This is a genomic window from Brachyspira sp., from assembly GCF_029258575.1.
Taxonomy (GTDB): Bacteria; Spirochaetota; Brachyspiria; order Brachyspirales; family Brachyspiraceae; genus Brachyspira.
This window is the reverse complement of sequence record NZ_JARHYI010000130.1, coordinates 1-24,106: the sequence shown is the minus strand read 5'-3', so window position 1 is coordinate 24,106 and position 24,106 is coordinate 1. Positions and strand designations below refer to the sequence as shown.

The 24,106-nt window shown below is 26.4% G+C and carries 20 protein-coding genes; 9 read left to right on the top strand and 11 right to left on the bottom strand.

Translation table 11 applies throughout. From position 1 onward, the window contains the following. Positions 1–243 carry a (2Fe-2S)-binding protein gene (locus tag Q1J76_RS10195; protein WP_300369971.1) on the bottom strand — a complete coding sequence of 81 codons (243 nt, stop codon included), beginning with the start codon at positions 241–243 and terminating at the stop codon, positions 1–3. Between the two features lie 409 nt (positions 244–652). Between Q1J76_RS10195 and Q1J76_RS10190 the strand changes: the two genes are divergently transcribed. The 4 genes from Q1J76_RS10190 to Q1J76_RS10175 all read left to right on the top strand — a co-directional run bounded on the left by Q1J76_RS10190 (position 653) and on the right by Q1J76_RS10175 (position 5,964). After that, on the top strand, positions 653–1,258 hold the full coding sequence (locus Q1J76_RS10190) for a chromate transporter (RefSeq protein WP_300369970.1): 606 nt from the start codon (positions 653–655) through the stop codon (positions 1,256–1,258). A gap of 14 nt (positions 1,259–1,272) precedes the next feature. Beyond that, positions 1,273–1,851: a chromate transporter gene (locus Q1J76_RS10185; protein ID WP_300369969.1), complete on the top strand. Its 579-nt coding sequence runs from the start codon at positions 1,273–1,275 to the stop codon at positions 1,849–1,851. Positions 1,852–2,007: 156 nt separating this feature from the next. Beyond that, positions 2,008–3,987 carry an ATP-dependent helicase gene (locus Q1J76_RS10180; RefSeq protein ID WP_300369968.1) on the top strand — a complete coding sequence of 660 codons (1,980 nt, stop codon included), beginning with the start codon at positions 2,008–2,010 and terminating at the stop codon, positions 3,985–3,987. A 387-nt stretch (positions 3,988–4,374) separates the two neighbouring features. Continuing rightward, on the top strand, positions 4,375–5,964 hold the full coding sequence (locus Q1J76_RS10175; RefSeq protein WP_300369967.1) for an arginine--tRNA ligase: 1,590 nt from the start codon (positions 4,375–4,377) through the stop codon (positions 5,962–5,964). A gap of 431 nt (positions 5,965–6,395) precedes the next feature. On the opposite strand, the gene Q1J76_RS10170 is transcribed toward Q1J76_RS10175, so the two are convergent. Then, entirely contained in the window at positions 6,396–9,254 is a 2,859-nt protein-coding gene (locus Q1J76_RS10170) for a chromosome segregation SMC family protein (RefSeq protein WP_300369966.1), read from the bottom strand. A gap of 659 nt (positions 9,255–9,913) precedes the next feature. Here Q1J76_RS10170 and Q1J76_RS10165 point away from each other — a divergent pair. Both Q1J76_RS10165 and Q1J76_RS10160 read left to right on the top strand, forming a co-directional pair. Then, complete coding sequence (locus tag Q1J76_RS10165) at positions 9,914–10,783, top strand: DMT family transporter (protein ID WP_300369965.1); 870 nt, start codon at positions 9,914–9,916, stop codon at positions 10,781–10,783. Positions 10,784–10,857: 74 nt separating this feature from the next. Next, entirely contained in the window at positions 10,858–11,739 is an 882-nt protein-coding gene (locus Q1J76_RS10160) for a VIT1/CCC1 transporter family protein (RefSeq protein ID WP_300369964.1), read from the top strand. 4 nt (positions 11,740–11,743) lie between these two features. On the opposite strand, the gene Q1J76_RS10155 is transcribed toward Q1J76_RS10160, so the two are convergent. Further along, a complete protein-coding gene (locus Q1J76_RS10155) occupies positions 11,744–12,169 on the bottom strand; it encodes a hypothetical protein (RefSeq protein ID WP_300369963.1) in 426 nt (141 codons plus the stop codon). 6 nt (positions 12,170–12,175) lie between these two features. After that, positions 12,176–12,718, bottom strand: coding sequence for a hypothetical protein (locus Q1J76_RS10150; protein ID WP_300369962.1), 543 nt, complete (start codon positions 12,716–12,718; stop codon positions 12,176–12,178). 172 nt (positions 12,719–12,890) lie between these two features. On the opposite strand from Q1J76_RS10150, the gene Q1J76_RS10145 reads away from it, so the two are divergent. After that, complete coding sequence (locus Q1J76_RS10145) at positions 12,891–13,130, top strand: hypothetical protein (protein ID WP_300369961.1); 240 nt, start codon at positions 12,891–12,893, stop codon at positions 13,128–13,130. Positions 13,131–13,275: 145 nt separating this feature from the next. Here Q1J76_RS10145 and Q1J76_RS10140 read toward each other — a convergent pair whose 3' ends face one another. Next, positions 13,276–14,613: an NfeD family protein gene (locus tag Q1J76_RS10140; protein ID WP_300369960.1), complete on the bottom strand. Its 1,338-nt coding sequence runs from the start codon at positions 14,611–14,613 to the stop codon at positions 13,276–13,278. A 328-nt stretch (positions 14,614–14,941) separates the two neighbouring features. Further along, positions 14,942–15,790 carry a bifunctional 5,10-methylenetetrahydrofolate dehydrogenase/5,10-methenyltetrahydrofolate cyclohydrolase gene (locus Q1J76_RS10135; protein ID WP_300369959.1) on the bottom strand — a complete coding sequence of 283 codons (849 nt, stop codon included), beginning with the start codon at positions 15,788–15,790 and terminating at the stop codon, positions 14,942–14,944. A gap of 92 nt (positions 15,791–15,882) precedes the next feature. Between Q1J76_RS10135 and Q1J76_RS10130 the strand changes: the two genes are divergently transcribed. Both Q1J76_RS10130 and Q1J76_RS10125 read left to right on the top strand, forming a co-directional pair. Beyond that, positions 15,883–17,070 (top strand): tetratricopeptide repeat protein, encoded by a 1,188-nt coding sequence (locus Q1J76_RS10130; RefSeq protein WP_300369958.1) that lies wholly within the window; start codon positions 15,883–15,885, stop codon positions 17,068–17,070. 95 nt (positions 17,071–17,165) lie between these two features. Beyond that, complete coding sequence (locus tag Q1J76_RS10125; RefSeq protein ID WP_300369957.1) at positions 17,166–18,575, top strand: alanine/glycine:cation symporter family protein; 1,410 nt, start codon at positions 17,166–17,168, stop codon at positions 18,573–18,575. A gap of 401 nt (positions 18,576–18,976) precedes the next feature. Here the strand turns inward: Q1J76_RS10125 and Q1J76_RS10120 are convergent, their stop codons facing one another. The 5 genes from Q1J76_RS10120 to Q1J76_RS10100 all read right to left on the bottom strand — a co-directional run bounded on the left by Q1J76_RS10120 (position 18,977) and on the right by Q1J76_RS10100 (position 24,023). Then, positions 18,977–20,146, bottom strand: a complete 1,170-nt coding sequence (locus Q1J76_RS10120; RefSeq protein WP_300369956.1) for an iron-containing alcohol dehydrogenase — start codon at positions 20,144–20,146, stop codon at positions 18,977–18,979. A 208-nt stretch (positions 20,147–20,354) separates the two neighbouring features. Further along, entirely contained in the window at positions 20,355–21,215 is an 861-nt protein-coding gene (locus tag Q1J76_RS10115) for a class II fructose-bisphosphate aldolase (protein WP_300369955.1), read from the bottom strand. 26 nt (positions 21,216–21,241) lie between these two features. After that, a complete protein-coding gene (locus tag Q1J76_RS10110) occupies positions 21,242–22,630 on the bottom strand; it encodes a PTS fructose transporter subunit IIC (protein ID WP_300369954.1) in 1,389 nt (462 codons plus the stop codon). Positions 22,631–22,672: 42 nt separating this feature from the next. Then, positions 22,673–23,128, bottom strand: coding sequence for a PTS sugar transporter subunit IIA (locus tag Q1J76_RS10105; RefSeq protein ID WP_300369953.1), 456 nt, complete (start codon positions 23,126–23,128; stop codon positions 22,673–22,675). Positions 23,129–23,261: 133 nt separating this feature from the next. After that, positions 23,262–24,023, bottom strand: a complete 762-nt coding sequence (locus Q1J76_RS10100) for a DeoR/GlpR family DNA-binding transcription regulator (RefSeq protein ID WP_300369952.1) — start codon at positions 24,021–24,023, stop codon at positions 23,262–23,264. Positions 24,024–24,106 lie beyond the last annotated feature (83 nt).

Sequence of the window (24,106 nt, the reverse complement as noted above, 5' to 3'; positions counted from 1 at the left end):
TTATACATTAAGAGGTTCATAATTATTTGTTTTGGCATATTCTATTAGGCTTAAAATACGTTCTTTACAGCCGCCGCAACCTGTAGAGGCTTGAGTTTTTTCTACAACTTCTTCTAATGTTGTAATTTTATTATCAGCTATAGATCTGTAGGCATCTCTATATGATACATTTTTACAATAGCATAAAGTTTTATCATAATTAATATTAGTTTGGTTTTTCAAATATTCTACATCGTATTCCATCTATTTGCTCCCTACTTTTATTATATATATAAAAATAAATAAAATAAAAATATGTAAAAATAAAATGATAGCAATAGCTTTGATTATAGTAGAATTATATATAATTTTTGATAGTTTTTCAATATTATTTATTTTAAATTTCAAGTTGTATTTTTACACTTTATTTACATATAATATGCTGAGTTTTTTAAATTTAAAACTTTAATCTGTGTTAAATAAATTTTTTAATTTTTAAACCGATTAGAAATATTAACAGCCACCAAATTTTTAGAATTTCTACTTTACTTTACATATATTAAATAATATTATATAAATAAAATGTAAAGTAAAATTTTTTCATTTTCTATTGACAATAACATAATATGATATAATTTATTACTTTATAAAAGTATTTTGTTTGGATAGTGTTATGGATAATGAAAAAAATATAGATTCTATTGATGCAAATATCTCTAATAAGAAACCTTCTTGGTATACAATGTTTTTTTCTTTTTTTTATATAGGTCTTGTTACTATAGGAGGCGGACTTGCTATGCTTCCTATAATGGAAGATGAGTTTGTAAATAAAAGAAAGTTTTTAACTAAAGATGAAATTATAGATATATTTGCCCTTTCTCAAAGTATTCCCGGAGTAATAGCTATAAACACTTCGCTTTTAACTGGCTTTAAAGTTGCGGGTATATTTGGTGGAATAATGGCAGGTATTGGAGTTATGATGCCTTCATTTATTATTATACTTATGATAGCTCCTATATTTGAGAAATTTCAAAATACTATATATGTTAATAAGGCTTTTTTAGGTATTAGAGGTGCTATTGCTGGGCTTATACTTTTATCAGCTTTTAGTATGGGTAAACAGGTAATAAAGAATAAATTCACTGCAGTACTTTTTATATTAAGTTTTATATCTGTAGTATTTTTGCATTTAAATGTTATATATGCACTTCTAATTTCTGCTCTTATAGGATGGGGTTATTATATTATCAATAAATATATTATAAAAAAACAATATTAATTCGGACTAAAAAAATGGTATATGCTAAACTTTTTTACATATTTGCTAAATTAGGATTTTTTACTTATGGCGGAGGATATGCCATAATAGCATTGCTTCTTGGAATATTAGAAGAATATAATTGGATAACTTCTTCAGAGTTTTCTAATCTTGTGGCAATATCTCAAATAACTCCAGGACCTATTGCTGTGAATGCTGCTACTTTTGTAGGCTATGAAGTTGCAGGAATTTTAGGTTCTTCATTTGCTACATTGGGAATATTTATGCCTGCTTTTTTTATTACAATGATAGTATCAAAATGTTTCTATAAATTGAAAGATAATGAACAGTTTAATAGTATAATGAATGCCCTTAGAGTATGTGCAGTTGCTTTAATAACTTCGGCTGTTGTAACTTTTACTAAAGATGCTTTTTTTGTGAAACTTACTGAAAATTCTATTTTAAGAAATATTGATTTTATTCAAGAAATTTTTAAATATATCAGCCCTATAGGCATATTTATATTTGCCTTATCAATATTTTTAAAGATAAAAAAAGTTCCTATTTTGGTTATTATATTAATATCTGCTGCTTTAGGTATAATTTTGTATTAATAAGTTTTATTGTTTATAATTCTGTTTTAATCTTAATTGATAAAATTACAATAAATTCTTTTTATAACTTTTTTATCAAAAGAAGTTGTACATATAAAAAATATACAATATAATTAATAAACTTTTCTAAAATAAGTTTTAATAAAGGTTTAATTTATGAATATACTTGAAAATGTAAGCGAAGTTCAAAGAGAAGGAATTCTTCATACAGGAACTCCCTTGCTTTTACTTGCAGGAGCTGGAAGCGGAAAAACTTTAGTAATTACTAGAAAAATAGCTTATCTTATCAATGAACTTGGAGTACTTCCTGAAAATATAATGGCAGTTACTTTTACAAATAAAGCCGCTCATGAGATGAAACAAAGAGTTTGTGATTTACTTCCAGATATTAAACCAAGCAGATTATTTATAAGAACTTTCCATTCTGCATGCCTTAGAATATTAAAAGAGAATGCACATTTTTTAGGATATAAATCTAATTTTCTTATTTTAGATGAAGGAGATAAAGCATCTATAATAAAGAAAATAATGAAAGAACAAGAAGTACCAAAAAGTATAACTCCAAAATTAATTAATAAATTTATATCAGCTATTAAAAATGATATGCAAGATGGTATAGTTTTTGATAGAGATATTTTTGAAAATGTTTATAAAAAATACATTGAATATGAGATTAATGAAAATGTGATGGATTTTGACGATCTTATATTAAATACGATAAAACTATTTGAGCAAGAAAAAAAGGTTCTTAATTATTATAGAAACAAATTGAAATATATTTTAGTAGATGAGTTTCAGGACACTAATCCTCAGCAATATAAACTTATAAAATTATTAACTCAAGATGCTGGCAATGATTTAACTGTAGTTGGTGATGATGATCAGAGTATATATGCATTTAGAGGTGCTGATGTTTTAAATATACTTGATTTTGAAAAGGATTATCCCAATACTAAAATAGTTCGTCTTGAAGAAAATTATAGATGCCCTAAAGATATTGTTGAGGCAGCTTTGAATATAATAAAAAATAATACAAACAGACATAAAAAGAATGTATTTTCTAAAAAGCCTAATGAGTTTAAAATAGAAAATTGGATTTGCTATAATGATTTAGAAGAGGCTAGAAGCGTAGTTAATGAAATAGAATATTTATTTGATAATGGTTTTGAGGCTAGAGATATTGTAATATTGTTTAGAACTAATAGCCAATCTAGATCTTATGAAAAAGAATTAAAACTTCATTCTATAAACTACAAAATAATAGGAGGGGTTGGTTTTTTTGAGCGTATTGAGATAAAAGATTCTATTTCTTTTTTAAGACTTATGACAGGGTTTGGAGATAATTTTAGTGTTAGAAGAACTATTAATACTCCACCTAGAGGAATAGGAAATAAAAGTATAGATAATTTTGAGACTTTTGCTGCATCAAGGAAAATTACGCTTTATGAAGCTATTGATTATATTGATGAATCTAATCTTTCCAAAAAGGCTTGTTCCAATATAAAGGCATATAAAAATATAATAGAAGAATATGCTGTTAAAATAAAAGAAAATATCATAAATGAAGACGGTATTCATATAGAAATATTATTTTTTGAATTTTTAAATGATATAGATTATTTCTCAATATTTAAAAGTGAAGGCGATGAGAGAAAAATAACAGCAGAAGAAAATATAAAAGAGCTTTTCAGAGGTTTTTATGATTATAAAGAAACAGAGCCTAATGCAACTCTTATAACATTTCTTGAGGAGAATACTCTTTACAGGGATATAAATACAGATGATGAAAAAGAAGATTATGTAACTCTTATGACTATTCATAATGCTAAAGGATTAGAATTTGATGTTGTATTTATTACTGGTTTGGAGCAGGGAGTTTTTCCTCATTATTTTTCACTTGAAGAGGAGAAAGGTATTGATGAAGAGAGAAGGCTTTGTTATGTTGGAATTACTAGAGCTAAAAGAAAACTTTATCTCACATACTCTAAAAGAAGAAGAATTAGTACTGGAATAATGGAGCAAATTCCTTCATCATTCCTGATGGAAATACCTAAAAAACTAATGCTAATTAAAGAGAAAGCTAATTATTATTCTGGAAACTATATGGATATAGATGAAGATGCTTTTGATTATTAGAATGAGAATAAAAAAATTAAGTTATATAGCAACTTGTGGTAAAAAAATATTTTTTAATTAAAACTAGCTTGGGTGGGTGTAATAATTCTTTTTTAGTGTTAAGAAAAATGAAAGTTTTAATTACTGAATAAAGTTTTTGAATTTAAAGGGTGGGGGGTGTAATTTAAATTTTTAACTTTCTTCACATTCCCCTCCCTTTTATATTTTTTACTTTTATTTACTATTCTAACTTTATTATTTTTTAGTACCTATTCATAAAAGCATACCCGCCCAAGATTTATTTAGGAATTAAAATAATTTGTAACATATCAAAATTATACTTGCAGAACTTATAATCTTTGATATACTCTATATATTAAAAAATATTTTAAACTTTACGGAGAGCATATGCTAAAAACTATTATCTCAAATATCCTAAAAGAAACACTTAAAGAATATTTAAAAGATACAAATATTGAAAATATCGAATCTTATGTAGAAATTGGATATGCAGTAGATGATAAGTTCGGCGATTATGCTTGTCCTACTGCTATGAGACTTGCTAAAGTACTTAAAAAAAATCCTCTTGAAATAGCAAACTCCATAGCTGAAAAAATAGATAAAAAATATTTTGAAAAAATAGAAGTAGCAAAACCAGGATTTATTAATTTAACTTTATCACATAGCTATATAAATGAATGTATTAATGAATTATTAAATAATAATGATTATGGTAAAAACACTGCAGAAGATAAAAAGAAAATATTAGTAGAATATGTAAGTGCCAATCCTACAGGTCCTCTTCATATAGGTCATGGAAGATGGGCGGCTATTGGAAGTGCATTATCAAATATATTAAAATATGTAGGACATGATGTTTATCAGGAGTTTTATGTTAATGATGCAGGAGAGCAAATAACTAAATTAAATGAAAGTGTTAATGCTGTAAAAGAAGGAAAAGAGATTCCAGAAGACGGATATCATGGCTCATATATAAAAGATGTTGCTGCTCAGGAAGGTATTCCGAAAGATATTATATTAGAAAGCCAGAAAAAATTATTAGAAAGATTCGGTACCTATATGGACAATTATGCCTCTGAATTAAAAATAAGAGAAGGCGGAGAATTAGAAAAAACTATGGACTTTCTTGATAAAGAAAAACTTTTATTTGAGGAAGATAATGCTGTTTGGTTCAAAAGTACAAAATACGGAGATGATAAAGATAGAGTTGTGAAAAAGAGTAATGGTACTTATACATATTTTGCCCCAGATATAACTTATCATAAAAATAAAATTGACAGAGGTTATAATTATTTGATAAATATATTGGGTGCTGATCATCATGGATATGTACCTAGAATCACTGCTGCTGTTAGGGCTGTTAGTAAAGATACTGCCTCTTTGAAAGTAATACTAGGACAATTGGTTCGTCTTTACAGAGGAAATGAACTTGTGAGAATGAGTAAAAGAACAGGAGATATGATAAGTCTTGAAGATGTTATCGATGAAATAGGTGTCGATCCTACTAGATATTTCCTTCTTATGCGTTCATATTCTAGTTCTCTTGATTTTGATTTGGAGCTTGCTAAGAAAAAAGATAATGATAATCCTGTTTATTATGTTCAATATGCTTATGCTAGAATTTGTAATATATTCTTCAAACTAGAAGAAAAAAATATGTCTTATGATAACAATAAGGCTTTTGATATTTCAAAGATAGCTAATGAAAGTTCATTAAAATTAACGAAAATGATATTGAGATTTCCCGATGAAATATATGAAGCGGCTAAATCTTTAGAAGTTTATACTCTTATAAATTATACTTATGATCTTGCTAGTGCTTTGCATAGATTCTATTATGATAATATAGTACTTGAGGACAATAATGAAATAAGACAGGAAAGACTCACTCTTATTAAATCAGTAAAAAAAATACTTGGAATATGTTTCGATATAATAGGAATATCAAAAGTAGAAAGAATGTGGTCTGATGAATAATTAAAAAATTTATATAAAGCTAGGGTGGGTGCTGTAAATTCTTTTTCGGCAATTAAAAAAAGAAAAATTGTAATTGCATATTAGATTATAAATTTTAAAGGGCGGGGTATGTAAATAAATTCTTTAATACCTAGATTTTCATTAACTTTCAATATATACATAAATTAAAAAGTTCTTTTCTTTGTTTGAAATTTTTGTATATTATCTATATAAGCTAATATGTTCCCCAAAAGGATTTGATGAAAGGAAAAAGGAGGATATAATATGACTAGTTTGAATAATGGCTTTTTATTTTTGGACGATGAAGAATATAATTTATTGATTAACGAATATAACAATATAATAATTAATGATATAGATGAATAGACTTTATTTTCCCTTAAAAAAGAGTCTATGCATTTAATGTATAGACTCTTTTATTATATTAAAAATCATTCCATACTTACCAATTTCTCTTCACTTCCATTAACTTTGCCTTCTTTATCTACTTTTACTGTGAATATTTTTGAAACACCTTTTTCTTCTGCAGTTATTCCATAATAAGCATCGGCTATAGTAGCGGATACTTCATCATGAGTAATTATTAAAAACTGAGTTCTATCCGAAAGTTTTTTAACCATATTCTTGTATCTTATAATATTAGCTCCGTCAAGTGCCGCATCCACCTCATCAAGTATACAGAATGGACTTGGACGGTATAAAAATATGGCAAATACCAAAGCAAGACCTGTCATAGTAAGCTCGCCACCTGAATAAGATACTATATTCTCCATCTTTTTACCAGGAGGCTGTGCAAATATATCTATAGGACTATTTAATAAATCTTCTTCATTTTGTATTTTAAGTCCAGCATTTCCGCCGCCAAATAATATTTTAAATGTTTCAGAGAATTTTTTATTTATTTCATTGAATGTTTTTAAGAAATCTTCTCCTGCCTTTTTATTGGCATCGGCTATTATTTTTAATATCTCTTCTTTTGATTTCTCTAAATCCTCTTTTTGCTTGCTTAAAAATTCAAATCTATTTTTGGCTTCTTGATATTCATCTAAAGCCATTTCATTTATATGCCCGAGATTTTTTATTCTTTCATTAATAGTATTAAGCTTATTTTTATAGGATTCTTCATCTATTAAATTTTGAGTATTCTCTTCAAAATCTTTCAAATTAAGAGCATAATTTTCATAGAAGTGAGAATAAATATCTTTTATCTTATCATTACTTTGATTGATTCTCTCCCCCACTCTTGTAATGTTTTCATTTATTTCATTGAGCTTTTTTACTCTTTTAGCCAAACTCGTTTCAAAATTTGATAATGCAGATTCTGCCTTTTTTATTTCATTAGCTTTATGTCTGGATTCACTTTCTGTTTTTGATTTCTTTTTCTCTAATTCTTTAAAATTTATTGAATTCTCTTTATATTCTTCATTAAGTTTTTTATACTCTTCTTCAAGTCTATTTATTTTTTCATTAAGAGATGCAAATTCTTCTTCTATCATTTTCATACTTTTTATTATCATCTCTTTTCTATCTTCAGATGCTTTTTTATTTGTTTCATATTTAGCTCTTTCTATTGTAAGAGTTGTAAGATTAGAATTCCCCCTATTAATATTTTCAGTAGAAATTTTTATTTGATTATTAATCTCTTCTATTTTCTCTAAATTATTTTTTATAAAATTCTCTAAATCAGAAATCTCTTTATCTATAGCTTCCTTTTGCATATAGGTTCCTTCCTTATCAAAAAGCAAATCTACAAAAGGATCCTTTATTCTAGTATATTCTTTAAAAATACCTTGCAAAAATAATGCGTCTTTTTTCTCTGTTTCTAAACCCTCACCTAAATTCCTAATAAAACTGCAAAGTGAATTATAACTAAGCTCATTTAAATTTGAAAGTACCCCATCATCTTCAAATTCTTTTATGCTATTCATTTTAATATTTATAGCATTAAGTAAATTATTAAAGCCAATATCAATATCACTTTCATGCTTTCCTATATTCTGATAAAAGCTGTTTCCAATTACATCTTTTTTCTTTTCATCTATCTCTGTTATTATTTTATTTATAACCTCTAATTGTCTTTCTCTAGCATCGGCTATTTTTAAAGTAGCATTTTGATTTTCCTGAGTAATAGAGGATATTTGATCATTTAAACTTGCTATTTTATTCTGCTCATTTGCAATATTCGTTTCTTCTATTTCCTGTTCTTTAAGAGATTTTTCTATATTTTCTGCTATAATTTTTACTTCTTCTTCTAGTTCTGCTATTTGAGCTTTATCTTCTTCTATTCTTTTTAAAAGAGAATTTTTTCTATTGATAGTTTCTTCTTTTTCTTTGCCCGCATTATCAAGCTGATTCTTTAATTGATTGGACATCTTCTCTATATGAGTAAGCTCTGTCATAATGAGAGAAACCTGCTTATCAAGCTCTATTGATAATGTTCTAGTTTCTTCAAATTTTAGAAGTTCCTGCTGTTTTTGTTTATCCAAATCCTGAAGTTCTTTTTCCAATTCCTGTCTTTTATTAGTCTGCTCTTCAAGAGTTTTATTCTGATCTTCTAAAGTGATTTTTAATTTTTTTACCTGATTAACATTCAAACTAATATTTATCTTTTTATGTTCATCTTTAAGATTATAATATTTCTCTGTTCTTGCTGCCTGCTCTTTTAAAGATTTATAATGTTTCTCAGCATTCTTTATTTCTATTTTTACATTATCAAGATTTCTTTCTGACTCTTCTAATTTTTTGGCAGCTTCTCTTCTCCTTTCAAGATACTTGCTTATTCCTGCTGCATTTTCAATAATGCTTCTTCTCTCTTCAGGTTTCTGCTTTGCTATCTCTGATACAGTACCCTGCTTAATAACTGAATATGCATTCTTGCCAAGTCCTGTATCCAAAAACATATCAACTACATCTTTTAATCTTACCTGCTCATCATTGATATAATATTCGGATAAACCTTTTCTATAATATTTACGCGTAACTATAACTTCATCTATATCATATTTTTTTATCCATCTCACCTTATTATCCAAAGTAAGTGCTACCTGAGCAAGAGAAGATGGTTTTCTACTATCTGTACCATGAAATATTACACTTTCAAGACCTTTAGAACTGTCTATTCTTAATCTACTGGCAGACTGCTCACCCATAACCCATAGAAAAGCCTCTACAATATTACTTTTTCCTATACCGTTAGGACCAAGTACCACTGTAACGCCTTCATTGAACTCTATATTGGTTTCTATGGCAAATGATTTGAATCCATGCAAATTAAGATTCTTTATATACATCTCTTTTCCTGTCTTAAATATATTATATAATTATACAATTCTATTAAAAAATAATCAATTAATTTAATCTATAATATATAAAAATACTATAAATTTATTTTTGTTTTGTTAATAAAAATATAATTACGATAACAAATTTTCGGTATACTTATCTTAATATAAAGTAAGTTTCTTTTTTATTTTATTTAAATAAAATTTAATTTTTTATAGGAGATGAAAGTTGTAAATTTAAAAATTCACTTGGGCGGGCATGCTTGCACAAATTAAGTATTAAAAAATAATAAAATTATAATTTTAAAGTATAACAGAAAATATTAAAGGGCGGGGTATGTAAATAAATTTTTTAAACTTAAAATAGCTTCATTTTAAGCCCACCCTTTAGCCTTTATACTTAATTAAAATAATAAAGCTTTTTTTTATTTTTTAAGCCAAAACTTAAATATAACTGCCCACCCAAATTCTATTTAAATTTTTTACATACACAACGCACGATAAATTCGTTTTTATTTATAGTTGAAATTGCAATTCCAAATTAATTTATATTTTTAGTTTTACTCTGCGTGCGTAAATAAAAATTTCATAATCTCTATAAAATCTTGATTTTTCAATTGTTTTAATATAATATTGGCAAATATTTATAAATAATAATAAAGAAATATATGATTAATGACTCAAATAACAATATAAAATTAGGCTCTTTATTTATAATATTTTCTGCTCTATCATTTAGCATAATGGAAATAGCCGTAAAAATTTCAGGATCTAATATACCAGTAATGGAACAGGTTTTTGCTAGAAACTTTGTTACATTATTTATTAGTGCCTTTATCATGATAAAAAATAAAGAAAAACCTTTTCCAGATAAAAAAAATGTAGTATCTATTATGTGCCGCTCTGTTTCTGGATATTTGGGTATTATATGCTATTTTTATGCTACTAATAATATGGTGCTTGCAGATGCATCAGTGCTTAAAAAGACATCTCCTTTTTGGTCTAGTTTTTTTGCATTTTTATTAATTAAAGAAAAGATATTAAAAGTTCAATGGCTTGGTATGACAGTTGCTGCAATAGGTTCTGTATTCATAATAAAACCAACTATGAACTCAAATATTTTTCCTGCATTAATTGCCTTATCTGCTGCTATGTTTGCTGGTATATCATATGCTATAATAGGTTCTTTGAAGGGAAAGGAAAGTAATGCATTAATTATATTTTATTTCTCATTATTCTCATGCTTGTTTTCATTATTTTTTATAAAGAGTTTTGTTATTCCTAACTTGTTTGAAATATTATTGCTCTTGCTTATAGGAATATTTGCAGGATTCGGACAATTATTCCTAACAGTGGCGTATAAAAAAGCTCCTGTTTCTGCGGTTAGTATATATAATTATACAGGAGTAATATTCTCATATATTTTTAGTGTATTTATGTTTAAAGAGATTATAGATATATATTCTATAATAGGTATGATTCTCACAATATCAGCTGCTTTATTGGTTTATTTCTATAAAAATAAAATTAAAAATTAATTTACAATTATATTTTTATTTATTTTATATTAGTATATAATATATCTTAATAATATTTTTTATTGGAAAAGCAAATGGATAATAATATTTCTGAAAATACTTTAAAACTTTTACTTGAAATGCAGCAAAATGAGATAACAGAATATGCTGTCTATTTAAATTTGGTAAAATTTGTAAAAAAAGAAGATGATAAAAAAGTACTCATAAATATGGCAAAAGAGGAATATGTTCATTCAAAAATTTTAGAGCAATATACAAATAAAAAATTAAAACCTCAAAAGCTCAAAGTATTTAAATCTTTCATATTAAGCTTTATATTCGGATATACTTTCGTTATAAAAATAATGGAAAATGGAGAAAAAAATGCAGAATATATATATTCAAAAATAGTATCCGAAGTTCCAGATGCCAAAAAGATAGCCTTTGATGAAGATGAACATGAGAATAGACTTATATCCATTTTAGATGAAGATAGATTAAAATATGTAGGTTCTATGGTTTTGGGATTGAGCGATGCTTTGGTAGAAATAAGCGGAACTTTAGCAGGACTTAGTTTTGCCTTGCAGAATAATAAACTCATAGCATTATCAGGAATAATCACTGGAATATCAGCTACACTTTCTATGGCCTCTTCAGAATATTTATCAGCCAAAGCAGACGGCAATAAAAATGCATTTAAATCATGTTCATATACAGGAATTATGTATTTAATAACCGTTACTCTTTTAATACTTCCATATATCATATTTCCAAGCAATCATTATTTATATGCATTAGTTACTATGCTTTGTACGGTTATATTTATAATATTTTTCTTCACTTATTATATATCCGTTGCCAAAAGTCTTCCATTCAAAAAGAGATTTATTGAAATGGCTGGAATAAGTCTTACTGTGGCAGGCATAAGTTTTTTAGTAGGACTTTTAGTAAAACATTTTTTGGGTATAGATGTATAAAGATTTATTTCTTACTTATAAGTTCTTCTAATTCATCTATTATCTCAGAAATTATTTCATTATATTCTTTGAACCATCCGCTATTGGTGAGAGTATTCCAAGTACTGAATTTTAACTCTTTTGTATTTCCTGTAGTATTATCTAATAATTTTGCATTGGAAAAATCTACTATAAACTTATCGTATTCTAAATGAAAATTGATATCAAAACATAATGAATTATTATCTATTATATTATTTGATACAAAAAATAAATACACAGCTCCATTATCATAACTGCTGAATTTATTATTAGCTGCCTCTTTTTTTACCCATTTTAAAATCTCCTTACGAAGATCATTTCCTTTTAATTTTGTAGATATGAATATTTTCTGTTCGGCAGAAGCAAATGTATAAATAGTCAAAAACAATATTAATACGGCTCTTATCATTAGATATTATAATTCTCTTATTGTATATAAAATATCATTTATTTGCTTACACTGTTTTTTATAATCATTTTTAAGATTATTATTTATTAATGCTGCCATAATCTGATGATAATAATTCTCTGTTTCTAAAGTATATAAAAGATAATGAATAAGCATATTCTCATAATAAGAATCAAATTCTGTCATATATATATTTTTATTATTTATTATTATTTTATTTGAAGCAATAATATTCTCCCCTTTTATGCTACTTAAAATACTATCATTATATTCATCTAAACTAATATTATTTAATTCATATTTTGCTTTGGAGAACATTATAAAACATATTCCATTTTTACTATTAATTGCCTCTAAATTGGAGTTTTCATTAAGTTCATTTTTGGTTTTTGATAATTTCCATTCATTATTGAACATTATATCAAATTTTCCATCATAGCTTTTTATATGAAATTCTTCATTATTACTTTTTCTTCTCAATACGAATAAAGCTGCTGATACTGTGATTATTGTTGTACTCAAAATTATCATAGGAAGTTTTTTACTCATAAGAATTACCCCTTATATATTATAGGCTATAACATTTTTATTAAAAAATCAAGAAATTATATAATAATATTTAAAAAATATATTTAATTTAATCTAATAAAAATATAGTTAAGGTTTTTTTTATATTACCGTTAATATTAACAGTTAATTACTAAATAAAGGAGTTATTAGTATGACTATTAATAAAATAGATAATAACAATATACAGCAAACTGTACAGGCACAAGCCCCTAAAGTAAATATTCCAGTTCAGCAAAATCCTACTAATATACAAAAAATAAGCCAGCAGGGAAGCGGTATGTCGCCTCTTTCAAGTAGATACACTTATGCTATAGGACGTGATGGTAAAAGATATGTTCTACAGCTTAGAATAGATATATCTTCTGTAAGAGCTTTTAGTTCATTGGCTTAATATATATTTTTTTTGTTCAATTATAATGTTATGTAAACATTTGATTTACTTGTAAAAAATATTTTATAGAGGGTAATGCTATGATTATTGTTAATATTCAGGTATAAATTTATATAATATTCAATATAAATTCATACTTGAAGTATCATTGATTGTATTTTTTTACTACTATTCTATTTCCCTCTACTAATACCACTTTTAAATTACTGCCTTTATCTATGAACTCGCCTTCACTAACGGCATCATATTTCTTTCCATCGATAAGAATATATCCAGAAGGTCTGAAAAAAGTATCAGCAATACCATTCTTACCAATTAAATCATCATAAGAAATACTTGAATGATATCCTGAAGTATCGCTATCTAATGTAATTTTATTTTTAAAATCTTTTGATTTAGTCATAAATCTAGCTATTAATAGTATAAGAATTATATCTATAATCAATGATACAAATATAACAAAAACAGCAGCCGCTATATTATGAATACCAAAAGAGAGAAATATACCAGTTACTATAGCTAATATACCGAGTATTCCAGTAATTCCAAAACCTGGTATAAGAAATATTTCAACTCCAAGTAAAATAATTCCAAGTATAAATACTGCAGGAGCTATGAAACTGCTGCTACCCGAAAAAAACTGAGCAAAGAAAAATATGCTAAAAGCTATTATAGCAGTTACTCCTCCAACTCCAAATCCTTGAGTTTTTATTTCAAGATATACTCCAGCCATTCCTACTGACATTAAAATACTTAATATAAATGGATTAAGAAGAAATTTTAATACAGAATCATAACCTTCTTCCTCAATATTTATTATCTCAGCATTTTCAATATTTTTTAATTTTAATATTTCATTTATAGAATTAGCCTTTTTATCAGCTATATTGATTTTAACTGCCTCATCAGCACTTAATGTAAGGAGAGTTTTACTATCCAAATCAATTCCATCATCTTTTTTATTTAAAGTTATAGTTTCATCAACCATAGCTTCAGAAGCTCTGACATTCTTTTTTGAAGATTCAGCAGATGCCCTCATAGCGGCACGCATAGCACTTATTTCTTTTTCTCCAGCTTTTTTCGGTTCATTTCCATTCAAATAAACAGGAGTAGCAGCCCCTATTACACTTCCGTCTGACATATAAATCTCTTTGGCACTTAATGATATTAAAGCACCAGCAGATAATGCATTCTTATTAATATAAACAATTACTGGAACTGCACTATCAATTATATAACCTTTAATAGATAATGCAGAAGATAATAATCCTCCCGGTGTATCAAGCTCTAAAATAACTAAATCAACATTATCTTCAGAAGCTTTATCCAATGCCTTTTTTATATATCCTGCATACCATCTATTTATTTCTTGAAATTCTTGTTTCTTTATAACATAAACTTTATTCTCATTGGAATATAAATAATTAGAAAAAATAAAAATTATTAAAAAAACTATTGTTAAAATATTATTTATTTTTTTCATTAACTGCCTCTTAAATAAAATCATATATATATTTTAGTATAAGTTATAATTTTTTCAAGTTTTTAATGTATATATAAAGAATTAAATAAATTAAAAAGAATTAGTATTAAGAATAAAATTTTTATTACATACCCCACCCTCTAGACTTAAAAATTTTATTAATCAAATAGAACTTTTATTTTCATTAATGCCAAATGAGAATTGTTAATACCCACCCAAGCGGATTTTATATTTAAAGTTTCATTTAAAAATATTGTAGCTAATATTATATTAAAAACCATTGAAAGATTATCTATTACTATAATCTTATTAACATTGCCTATATTTATTAATTATTTTTATTAATTATATTTTTGTGCAGGTAAATCAAATTATCAAAAAGCATAGCAACAGTTACACTTCCTACCCCATTTGGTACTGGAGTAATATAAGAAGCAATTTTTGATGCCTCTTCAAAATTTACATCGCCTTTCAAAGAACCGTCATTCAATACATTGATTCCTATATCAATAACAACAGCTCCTTCTTTTATATATTCTCCTGTTATAAACTCAGCCTTTCCTATAGATACGCATAATATATCAGCATTCTTACAAATATCTTTCAAATTTTTAGTCTTTGAATGAGCTATAGTAACAGTGGCAGATTTCTGTAAAAGTAAATGAGCTAAAGGCTTACCAACTATTTCACTTCTTCCTATAATAACAGCATTCGCACCCTCTATTTTTACTCCAGATTCTTCCAATAATGCCATAGCACTTTTGGCAGTACAAGGAGCTAAATTGCTATCTCCTATAAATATCCTACCCAAATTAATATGTGATATAGCATCAACATCCTTCTCTATTGAAATAGTTTCACAAACATTCTTTTTATTTATATGCTTAGGTAAAGGCATTTGAATCATTATTGCACTGGTTTCTTTTTCTTTATTTAAATATTCTATTAAAGTTAAAAAATCTTTTTCTGATGTATTTACAGGAAGATTATGAAGTGAACCTATAATGCCAATATTCTCAGCCTGTTTCTTAGCTCTTGTAAAATATACTTCAGTAGATTTATCATCTTCAAAATATAAAAAATCTATTCTTGGCTTTCTTTCAAAAAGTTCTACTTCCTTTTTTATTCTCTCTTTTATTTTTTTTGATAATTCTTTTCCGTCTAAAATATTTGACATATAATCTCCTAATGATTTTTATAATGATATAATGTTACAAAATAAAATACAAGTATAGATTTTTTAATATTTATATTGTATATTGTTTGAATATGATAAAGAAATTATTTTTTATATTTTTTCTTATTGGAAGCATATCTTTTGCCCAAAAAAAAATTTTAATTTTTAAAACGGATTTCTCTGATAATTATGCAATATATGCCTCTCATGATCTTATAACAAAAAATCTATTTCTATATTCCGATTACTATATAATCCCTTCAGATAAAACAAATGATTATAAAAAAATAAAATCAAAAATTAAAGAACTTACAATTAATAATAATGCAGATATTTCAATTCTATATAATATAACTGAATACAAAAAAGGTTTTATATTTAATTATGTAGTATATAATAGGAAAAAACCTGATGAATGGTTTGAAAAAAATATTTTCTGCAAAGAAGAAAAATTATTTGAAACTATAAATAAAGTTTTGAAACATATATATTCATACTCTTCTATTAATAAAGAATATAATCTTATAACTGAAGAAGAATATATTTCTCTTATAGGTTATTACAGCAAAAAAATAGTTGATATTGCTAATACAGATATTTACAAATATTTCTTTAATTTTTATAAAGATAATATTTATTTTAATATAGATTATCTGGAATATCTGATGACAATAGGAGATAATACTGCTATTAATGATATAAAAATAATATCTGATAATACAATCAAATATTTGGGCAAAGATAATCATTATTCTATATCTACTTTAGGGGATTTTTATTATAGTAAATATAAAGTTAATGTTACTTTTGAAGATATAGAAAAAAGTATAGAACATTATCTTAATGCTATAGAGGCAAAAAAATATTATTATATATATTATGAAAAATTAGCCAAAGCATATATATTAAAAAATGATTATGATAATGCTTCAATATATTATCATAAATCTATAGAAATTTATGATAAAGATGCCAATATAATAAAAGATGCTGTATATCTTCTAAAAAGGGATATGAACAAAAATGGAAATATAGTAATAGAGTATCTAAAAAAAATAATAGATATAAATAAAAATGATGATGAGTCTTTGGAGGAATTATCTGAAATATATTATAATTTGGGAGATAAATATAATTCTCAAATATATTATAATAAACTTCTTGAAACTATTAATTATAATCTTTATATCATAAATAATGAGAAACCCAATCCAGTACTTTATGACAGATACATGAAGAAAAAAAGCGAAGTTATAAAAAAGCTTGATTCTTTGAAGTAAAATAAGAACGGTAATTTTTATATTTTTTCATGTATCAAAAAATATATATTTATTGTATAATATAATATCTAAAATCTTAAGAATAAGGATAAAAAATGAAAATTATTAATGATATAATAACGAATACAAATAATGTAATGTATGGTTATTTGTTATTGACAGTATTTTTAGTAATATCTATTTTCTTTACTATAAGATTAAGAGGCATACAAATATCACATTCAATACATGCTTTAAAGCTTTTATTTTCAAAGCATGAAAAAGGTGATGGAGTTTCAGGATTTGTAAGTTTTTGTATAAGTACTGCCTCAAGAGTTGGTACAGGAAATATTACTGGTGTTATGGGAGCTGTTTCTGCTGGAGGACCTGGTGCTTTATTTTGGATGTGGCTTATGGCACTTTTAGGCGGAAGTTTGGCTTTTACTGAAAGTACATTGGCTCAGCTTTATAAAGAAAAAGATTCTACTGGAAAGTTTATAGGAGGAGCTTCTTTCTACATCAAAAGCAAATTAAAAAAACCTGTATTGGCTATATTATTTGCATTATGTATGATATTTACCTATACAACATTTAATGGTGTTCAGGCTAATACAATATCAAATGCATTATCAAAATATAATATATCTGTTAATATAACTGCTATTATTTTAACAGTGATTACAGGTATAATATTATTCAGTAAAAAAAGAGATACTATAACTCATGCATGTGTATTCATAGTTCCTGTTATGGCTATACCTTATATACTTATGGGACTTTTCATATTCTTTACTAATTTGCATTCAGTACCTGCTGCATTTCAAAATATTTTTATACAGGCTTTCAAACCTAGTGCTGTTTTTGGGGGAGCAATAGGTATAACTATTTCAAATGGTTTAAAAAGGGGATTATTCTCAAATGAGGCAGGTATGGGAGGTGCTCCGCATGCTGCAGCTGCTGCTCATACTTCTCACCCTTGTAAACAGGGTCTTATACAAATGTTTTCTGTATTTACTGATACTATATTAATATGTTCTATCTCTGGATTCATACTTCTTTTATCTCCTAAAGCTATGGAACAAATTAAATCTATAGAAGGTATCAATTTATTCCAATATGCTATGGAATCACATTTAGGAAGTTTTGGTTCTATTTTTATTACTGTATGTATCTTATTTTTCTCATACAGTTCTATATTAGGAAATTTCTTCTATATAAAAACAGGTGCTACTGCTGTAAAAGATAGTTTTGTATCTTATTTAATAGTAGGGCTTATGACTATAGGTATGGTATTTGCAGGATCATTAGCCGAGTTCAAAACTATATGGGGAGCAGGAGATATGTTTATGGGCTTTATGGCTTTATTAAACATCATCATAATGGTAATTCTTAATAAACCTATCTACTTACTTACTAGACATTATGTTAGTCAGCTCAAGGAACATAAAGAGCCTGAATTCCATAAAAACTTAATAGAAGATTTAAAAACTGATGATGCTATTACTCAATGGGATGATAAAAATTGATTTGTAAATTACAAAATTAACTTAATGAAAAATAAGGGCTTTTACTTTTAATCAAGGATAAGCCCTTTATTTTATTTAATGTTTTTAAATTATGATAATGACATTCAAATACATTATATAATTTATAATTTATAAAAAAATACCGCCCTTTAGATTTTCTGTTTAATTTTTAAATTAATTTTTTTTATATTTAAAGTCTAGACTAAAAATATAACTGACAACCCAACTATATTCAGATTTTTTACTTATTTAAAGCAAGGTTAATGTTTGACTATTATTATTTAAATTGCAATTAATTTATTATAAGTATGCTCAATATGCGTAGTATTATTAAAAAATAATAAAAAAACCCAAGCATTAATAAATAATACTTGGGTAAAACTATTATTAAAATATATTAATTAAAAGTTAACATCATGTCCGTAATAAGCTGCTTCTAACACTTTTTTCATATTGGTAACATCTGTTTCTCTTGGGTTAGAACCAGTACAAGGATCAGCAACTGCATTTTTAACTATTTCATCACATTTTTGTTTGAAATGATCTTCAGCTACGCCGTTTTCTTTGTAAGTTTGTTTAATGCCTAATTTAGCATTCAACTCTTTAACTTTATTTACTAAAGAAGCAGTAAGCTCAGCATCGGTGTTTCCAGAAAGTTTAAGCATTCTAGCAATATCTGCAAATCTGTCAGCACAAACTTTTGAATTATACTGAATAACATAAGGAAGAAGTATAGCATTGCATCTTCCATGAGTAATGTGGAACTCCGCACCTGTTTTATGAGCTAAACTATGAACTATACCAAGTAAAGCATTAGAGAAAGACATACCAGCTAAACACTGAGCCACATGAAGTTTTGCTCTTCCCTCTTTATCGCCTTTTGCTGCTTTTTCTATATTATGAACAATCATATCAATAGCTTTAATAGCCAAAGCATCAGTTATATCGCTTCTAAGACATGCAACATAAGCTTCTACAGAGTGAGTCAAAGCATCCATACCAGTATCAGCAGATATTTTTTCAGGCATAGTCATAGGTATAGAATAATCAAGTATTGCAATATCAGGAGTAATTTCAAAATCTGCTAATGGGTATTTAATGTTTGTAGAATAATCAGTTATAACGGAGAATGCTGTAACTTCTGAAGCTGTACCGCTTGTAGAAGGAATTGCTACAAATATAGCTTTCTTTCTAAGTTTAGGCATAGTGAAAGGAGTTTTAATATCATCGAATTTTTTCTCAGGATATTCATAGAATACCCACATAGCTTTAGCAGCATCGATAGAAGAACCACCGCCTAATGCTACTATTACATCAGGATTAAATTCTCTCATAGCCTCAGCACCCTTATAAACTGTTTCTATAGAAGGATCAGGCTCAACACCGTCATAAATTTTTACTTCTAAACCAGTGTCTTTTAATATCTGCTCACATTTTACTAGGAATCCTCCTTTTTTCATAGAAGAACCGCCTGTAACAATTATAGCTTTTTTATAACCTTTTAAGTTTTTTAATTCTTCCATAGCATTATCGCCATAGTATAAATCTCTAGGTATGGTAAATCTAGCCATTTTTAAACTCCTAAAATTTATTTTTTGCACTATAATTATAGTATTTATATACATTTTTGTCAACAAATTTCTCAAATATATGATTTTTTTATTATAAAATATTATTCAGTAGTTTCTTTAAAATAAGAGTTTTATCATAAAAACAAAAATTATACACAAAAAAGGTACAAACAATTTTTTATTTGTACCTAAAATAAAGATTTAATTATTACCAAGCCTTATTTGAACTTCCAAATACATCAATATTGTGGCAAACAGTTTCATAAACATTTTTTCTTATACCCTTAATCAATTTCATTAAATCAGTACCATTTTTTTCAGGATCTTCTTTAACGAAATCCATAACAGCTTTACCAGCAGATTTGCAATTTCCAGTATAGAAATTTATCTTGCATATTCCAAGAGTAACAGCCTTTCTGAAATCATCATCATATATTCCAGAGCCACCATGCAAAACTAAAGGTAAATTAGTTGCTTTAGATATATTTTCCAATCTTTCAAAATCTAATTTAGGTTCTCCCTTATAATTTCCATGAACATTTCCTATAGATATAGCCAAAGCATCTATTTGTGTTTTATTTACAAAATCTAAAGCTTCATCAGGATTTGTAAATGCATCTTCTTCTCTTACAATATTAGCCTCAGCTCCACCAATAGTTCCTAATTCCCCTTCCACAGATATTCCTACACTATGACATATATCAACTATCTCCTTAGTCTTTTTAATATTCTCTTCATAAGGATAAGAAGAAGCATCCATCATTATAGAAGAAAAACCATTTTGTATACATATCATAACAATAGGTAATGTTTGACCATGATCCAAATGCACCACAACAGGAATTGATGCTGAAGAAGCCATATTTACAACAGCTTTACAAAAAGAATCAAAACGAGGCATATCAGCTATATGACCTTCAGCAATTTGTACTATAACAGGACTCCTCTTAGCTTCAGCAGCTTCAATAACTGTTTCTAAAAAAGTAAAAGAACTTATATTAAAAGCTCCTATACCATATTTATCTTTTTTTGCTCTATTCAAAGCATCTTTTAAAGTTACAATAGACATAATTTTATTCCTCCCAATTATTTATATTAATTCTTTACAGAAAATTTTTTCCAAAAACCTAAAACTAAAGCAGTGATAACAGAACCTAAAATTATTATTACAGTATATAATATAGGTTTATTTGTTATAGGTATTACAAAAATACCTCCATGTGAAGCCATCATAACAATATTGAAATACTGAGTAAAAAAACCTGAAACCATAGCACCTATTATAGATGAAGTTATCACTTTTATAGGATCTGATACGGCAAAAGGGATTACTCCTTCTGTAATAAAACAAGCACCTAAAAAATAACAAGTTTTACCAGCCTTTCTCTCTGTTTCAGTGAAATATTTAGCAAATAATGTTGTACATAAAGCTATTCCCAAAGGAGGAACCATTCCCCCTGCCATCATAGCACTCATAAAATCAGGATTTCCAGAAGCAAAAGCCGCATTAGCAAATAATCCTGCTGTTTTATTTATAGGTCCACCCATATCAGTAGCCATCATTCCAGCAACTATCAAACCTATTATTCCTTTATGAGATGCACCTATACCATTAAGTCCCTGAACCATTAAATCCATCAATTTAGCTATAGGCATAAATATGGGCCATAATATCAAACAAGTTAAAATTAAGCCGAATAAAGGATATAATAATGCACCTTTCAAACTTGAAATAGATTTAGGTAAATTATTCAATAATTTCTTTAATAATATAGCAACATATCCAGCTACAAAACCAGACAATATACCGCCTAAAAATCCAGTCTTATAATAATTAGCCAATAAACCAGCTACCATACCTGGCATAAATGCTGATTTACCGCCTACACTATTAGCAATATAAGCAGATAATATAGCTATAATTAAACTAAAAGCTCCTACTTTTCCTCCTCCTATTGTATCAAAAAATCCAGCTATAGGATTATAATCAGCAGATTGAGGATTTGACGCTGTTATTCCAAATGCAAATGAAATACCTATACATATACCTCCTGCTATAATAAAAGGAAGCATATTTGAAAATCCAGCCATTAAATGTTTGTATATTCCTTTTCTTGAAGAAGTTTGAAGAAGATCATCTAAATCTTCATCTGAAGAAGACTCTAAAGTATATGATTTAATATTTCCACTTATTATATTTTTTATCAAAATATCAGAATTTTTTACCGCTTCAGTTACAGGAACTTCTATTATTTTCTTTCCGATAAATCTATCTTTATCTTCAACAGGTTTATCAGCTGCAAATAAAACATAATCTGCATTCTTTATATCATCAGCTGTTAATGGATTTCCAATACCATCAGAACCTTGAGTTTCAACTTTAATTTCAACATTATTTGATAATGCAGATTTTTTCAAAGCACTAGCAGCCATATAAGTATGGGCTACACCAGTAGGACAAGATGTAATTGCTACTATTTTCATAATAAAATTTCTCCTTGTTTTTTTAATTATATTTTTATAATCTTATACATTGTTCTTTAATACTTCTTCCATCTTTGATATAATCTTTGATTCATCTCCTTTTTTGGAATTTCTTATCAATGCCTGAAGTTCATCATTCTGTACAATAGTCGCAACAGAACTCAATGCATCTATAAATTCATTATTTGCCTTTAATGGAGCTAGTATGGAATATGCTAAATCTATATTTTCATCTTTATTATATTCAATTGGATTTTCTAATAATACCAATATAACCTGAAGTTTATTTATAGCTTCTGATCTGGCATGAGGCATAGCTATCATATCACCTATAATAGTGCAGCCTTCATTCTCCCTATCAAATAATCCTTTCTTCACTTCATCAGCATCATTTGATATACCTAAATCTTTTGAAACTCCTGATAAAAAGTCAAATAACTCTTCTTTACTTGAGCAAGACTTACTCAAAAAAATATTAAATTCTGATATAAAGTCCATAAATATAACCTCAAAATAATTATTTTTATATTATAATTATATAAAAATAATTAAAACTTGTCAATGACTTAATTAAAATATTGTCAAAAAATTCTATGGTTTTAATTTAAAATGATAAGAATTTAGAGAATTATTATTTTATAACTAAAATATCAATATTATTTTCTTTTAGATGGGAATAGATATCATCAGGAGGCATTTCATCTGTTATTAATTTATGAATTTGATTGAGATTACAATATGTTTGTAATGAGATACAATTGAATTTACTTTTATCAGCTAATAGAACTACCATTTTACTTTTAATAACCGCCATAGATTTTATTTCAGATTCTAATGCAGATAAATCAGTAACGCCATTTGTAACTGATAAACCTGTTGTGGACATAAAACATTTTGATATATTAAAAGTTTTAAGTATATTAGCACTTGATGCTCCAAGCAATGATAAATTTTTTCTATCAAGTACTCCTGATAAAGATATGACATTCATATTTTCATAATTTATAGTTTTATATATAACTTCCAAATTATTTGTTATAACTGTAAGATTCTTTATATGCTTTAAATAATCTACTATATTCAAAACAGTTGTACCAAAATCTATAAATATAATATCATTATCTTTAACTAATTCAGCTGCTTTTTTTGCTATTAATATTTTATTTTCAGCATTTGTAATTTTTCTTTCATTGAAAGGTACAGAGCTATTTTCAGAATCTAATTTTATACCGCCATATATTTTTTTGAATCTTTTATCAGATGATAATAAATCCTGTATATCTCTTCTTATGGTGCTTTTGGATATTTTAAATTCATTGCATATTTGATCCAAAGTTACTATTTTATTATTATAAATAAAAGTTTTTATGTTATATATTCTTTTGGAACGCATTTAATATACTCTAAAACTAAATTTTTTCTAGGTTAAATATTATATTAATAATAAAGATTAAAATCAATAGTAATAAAAATTTT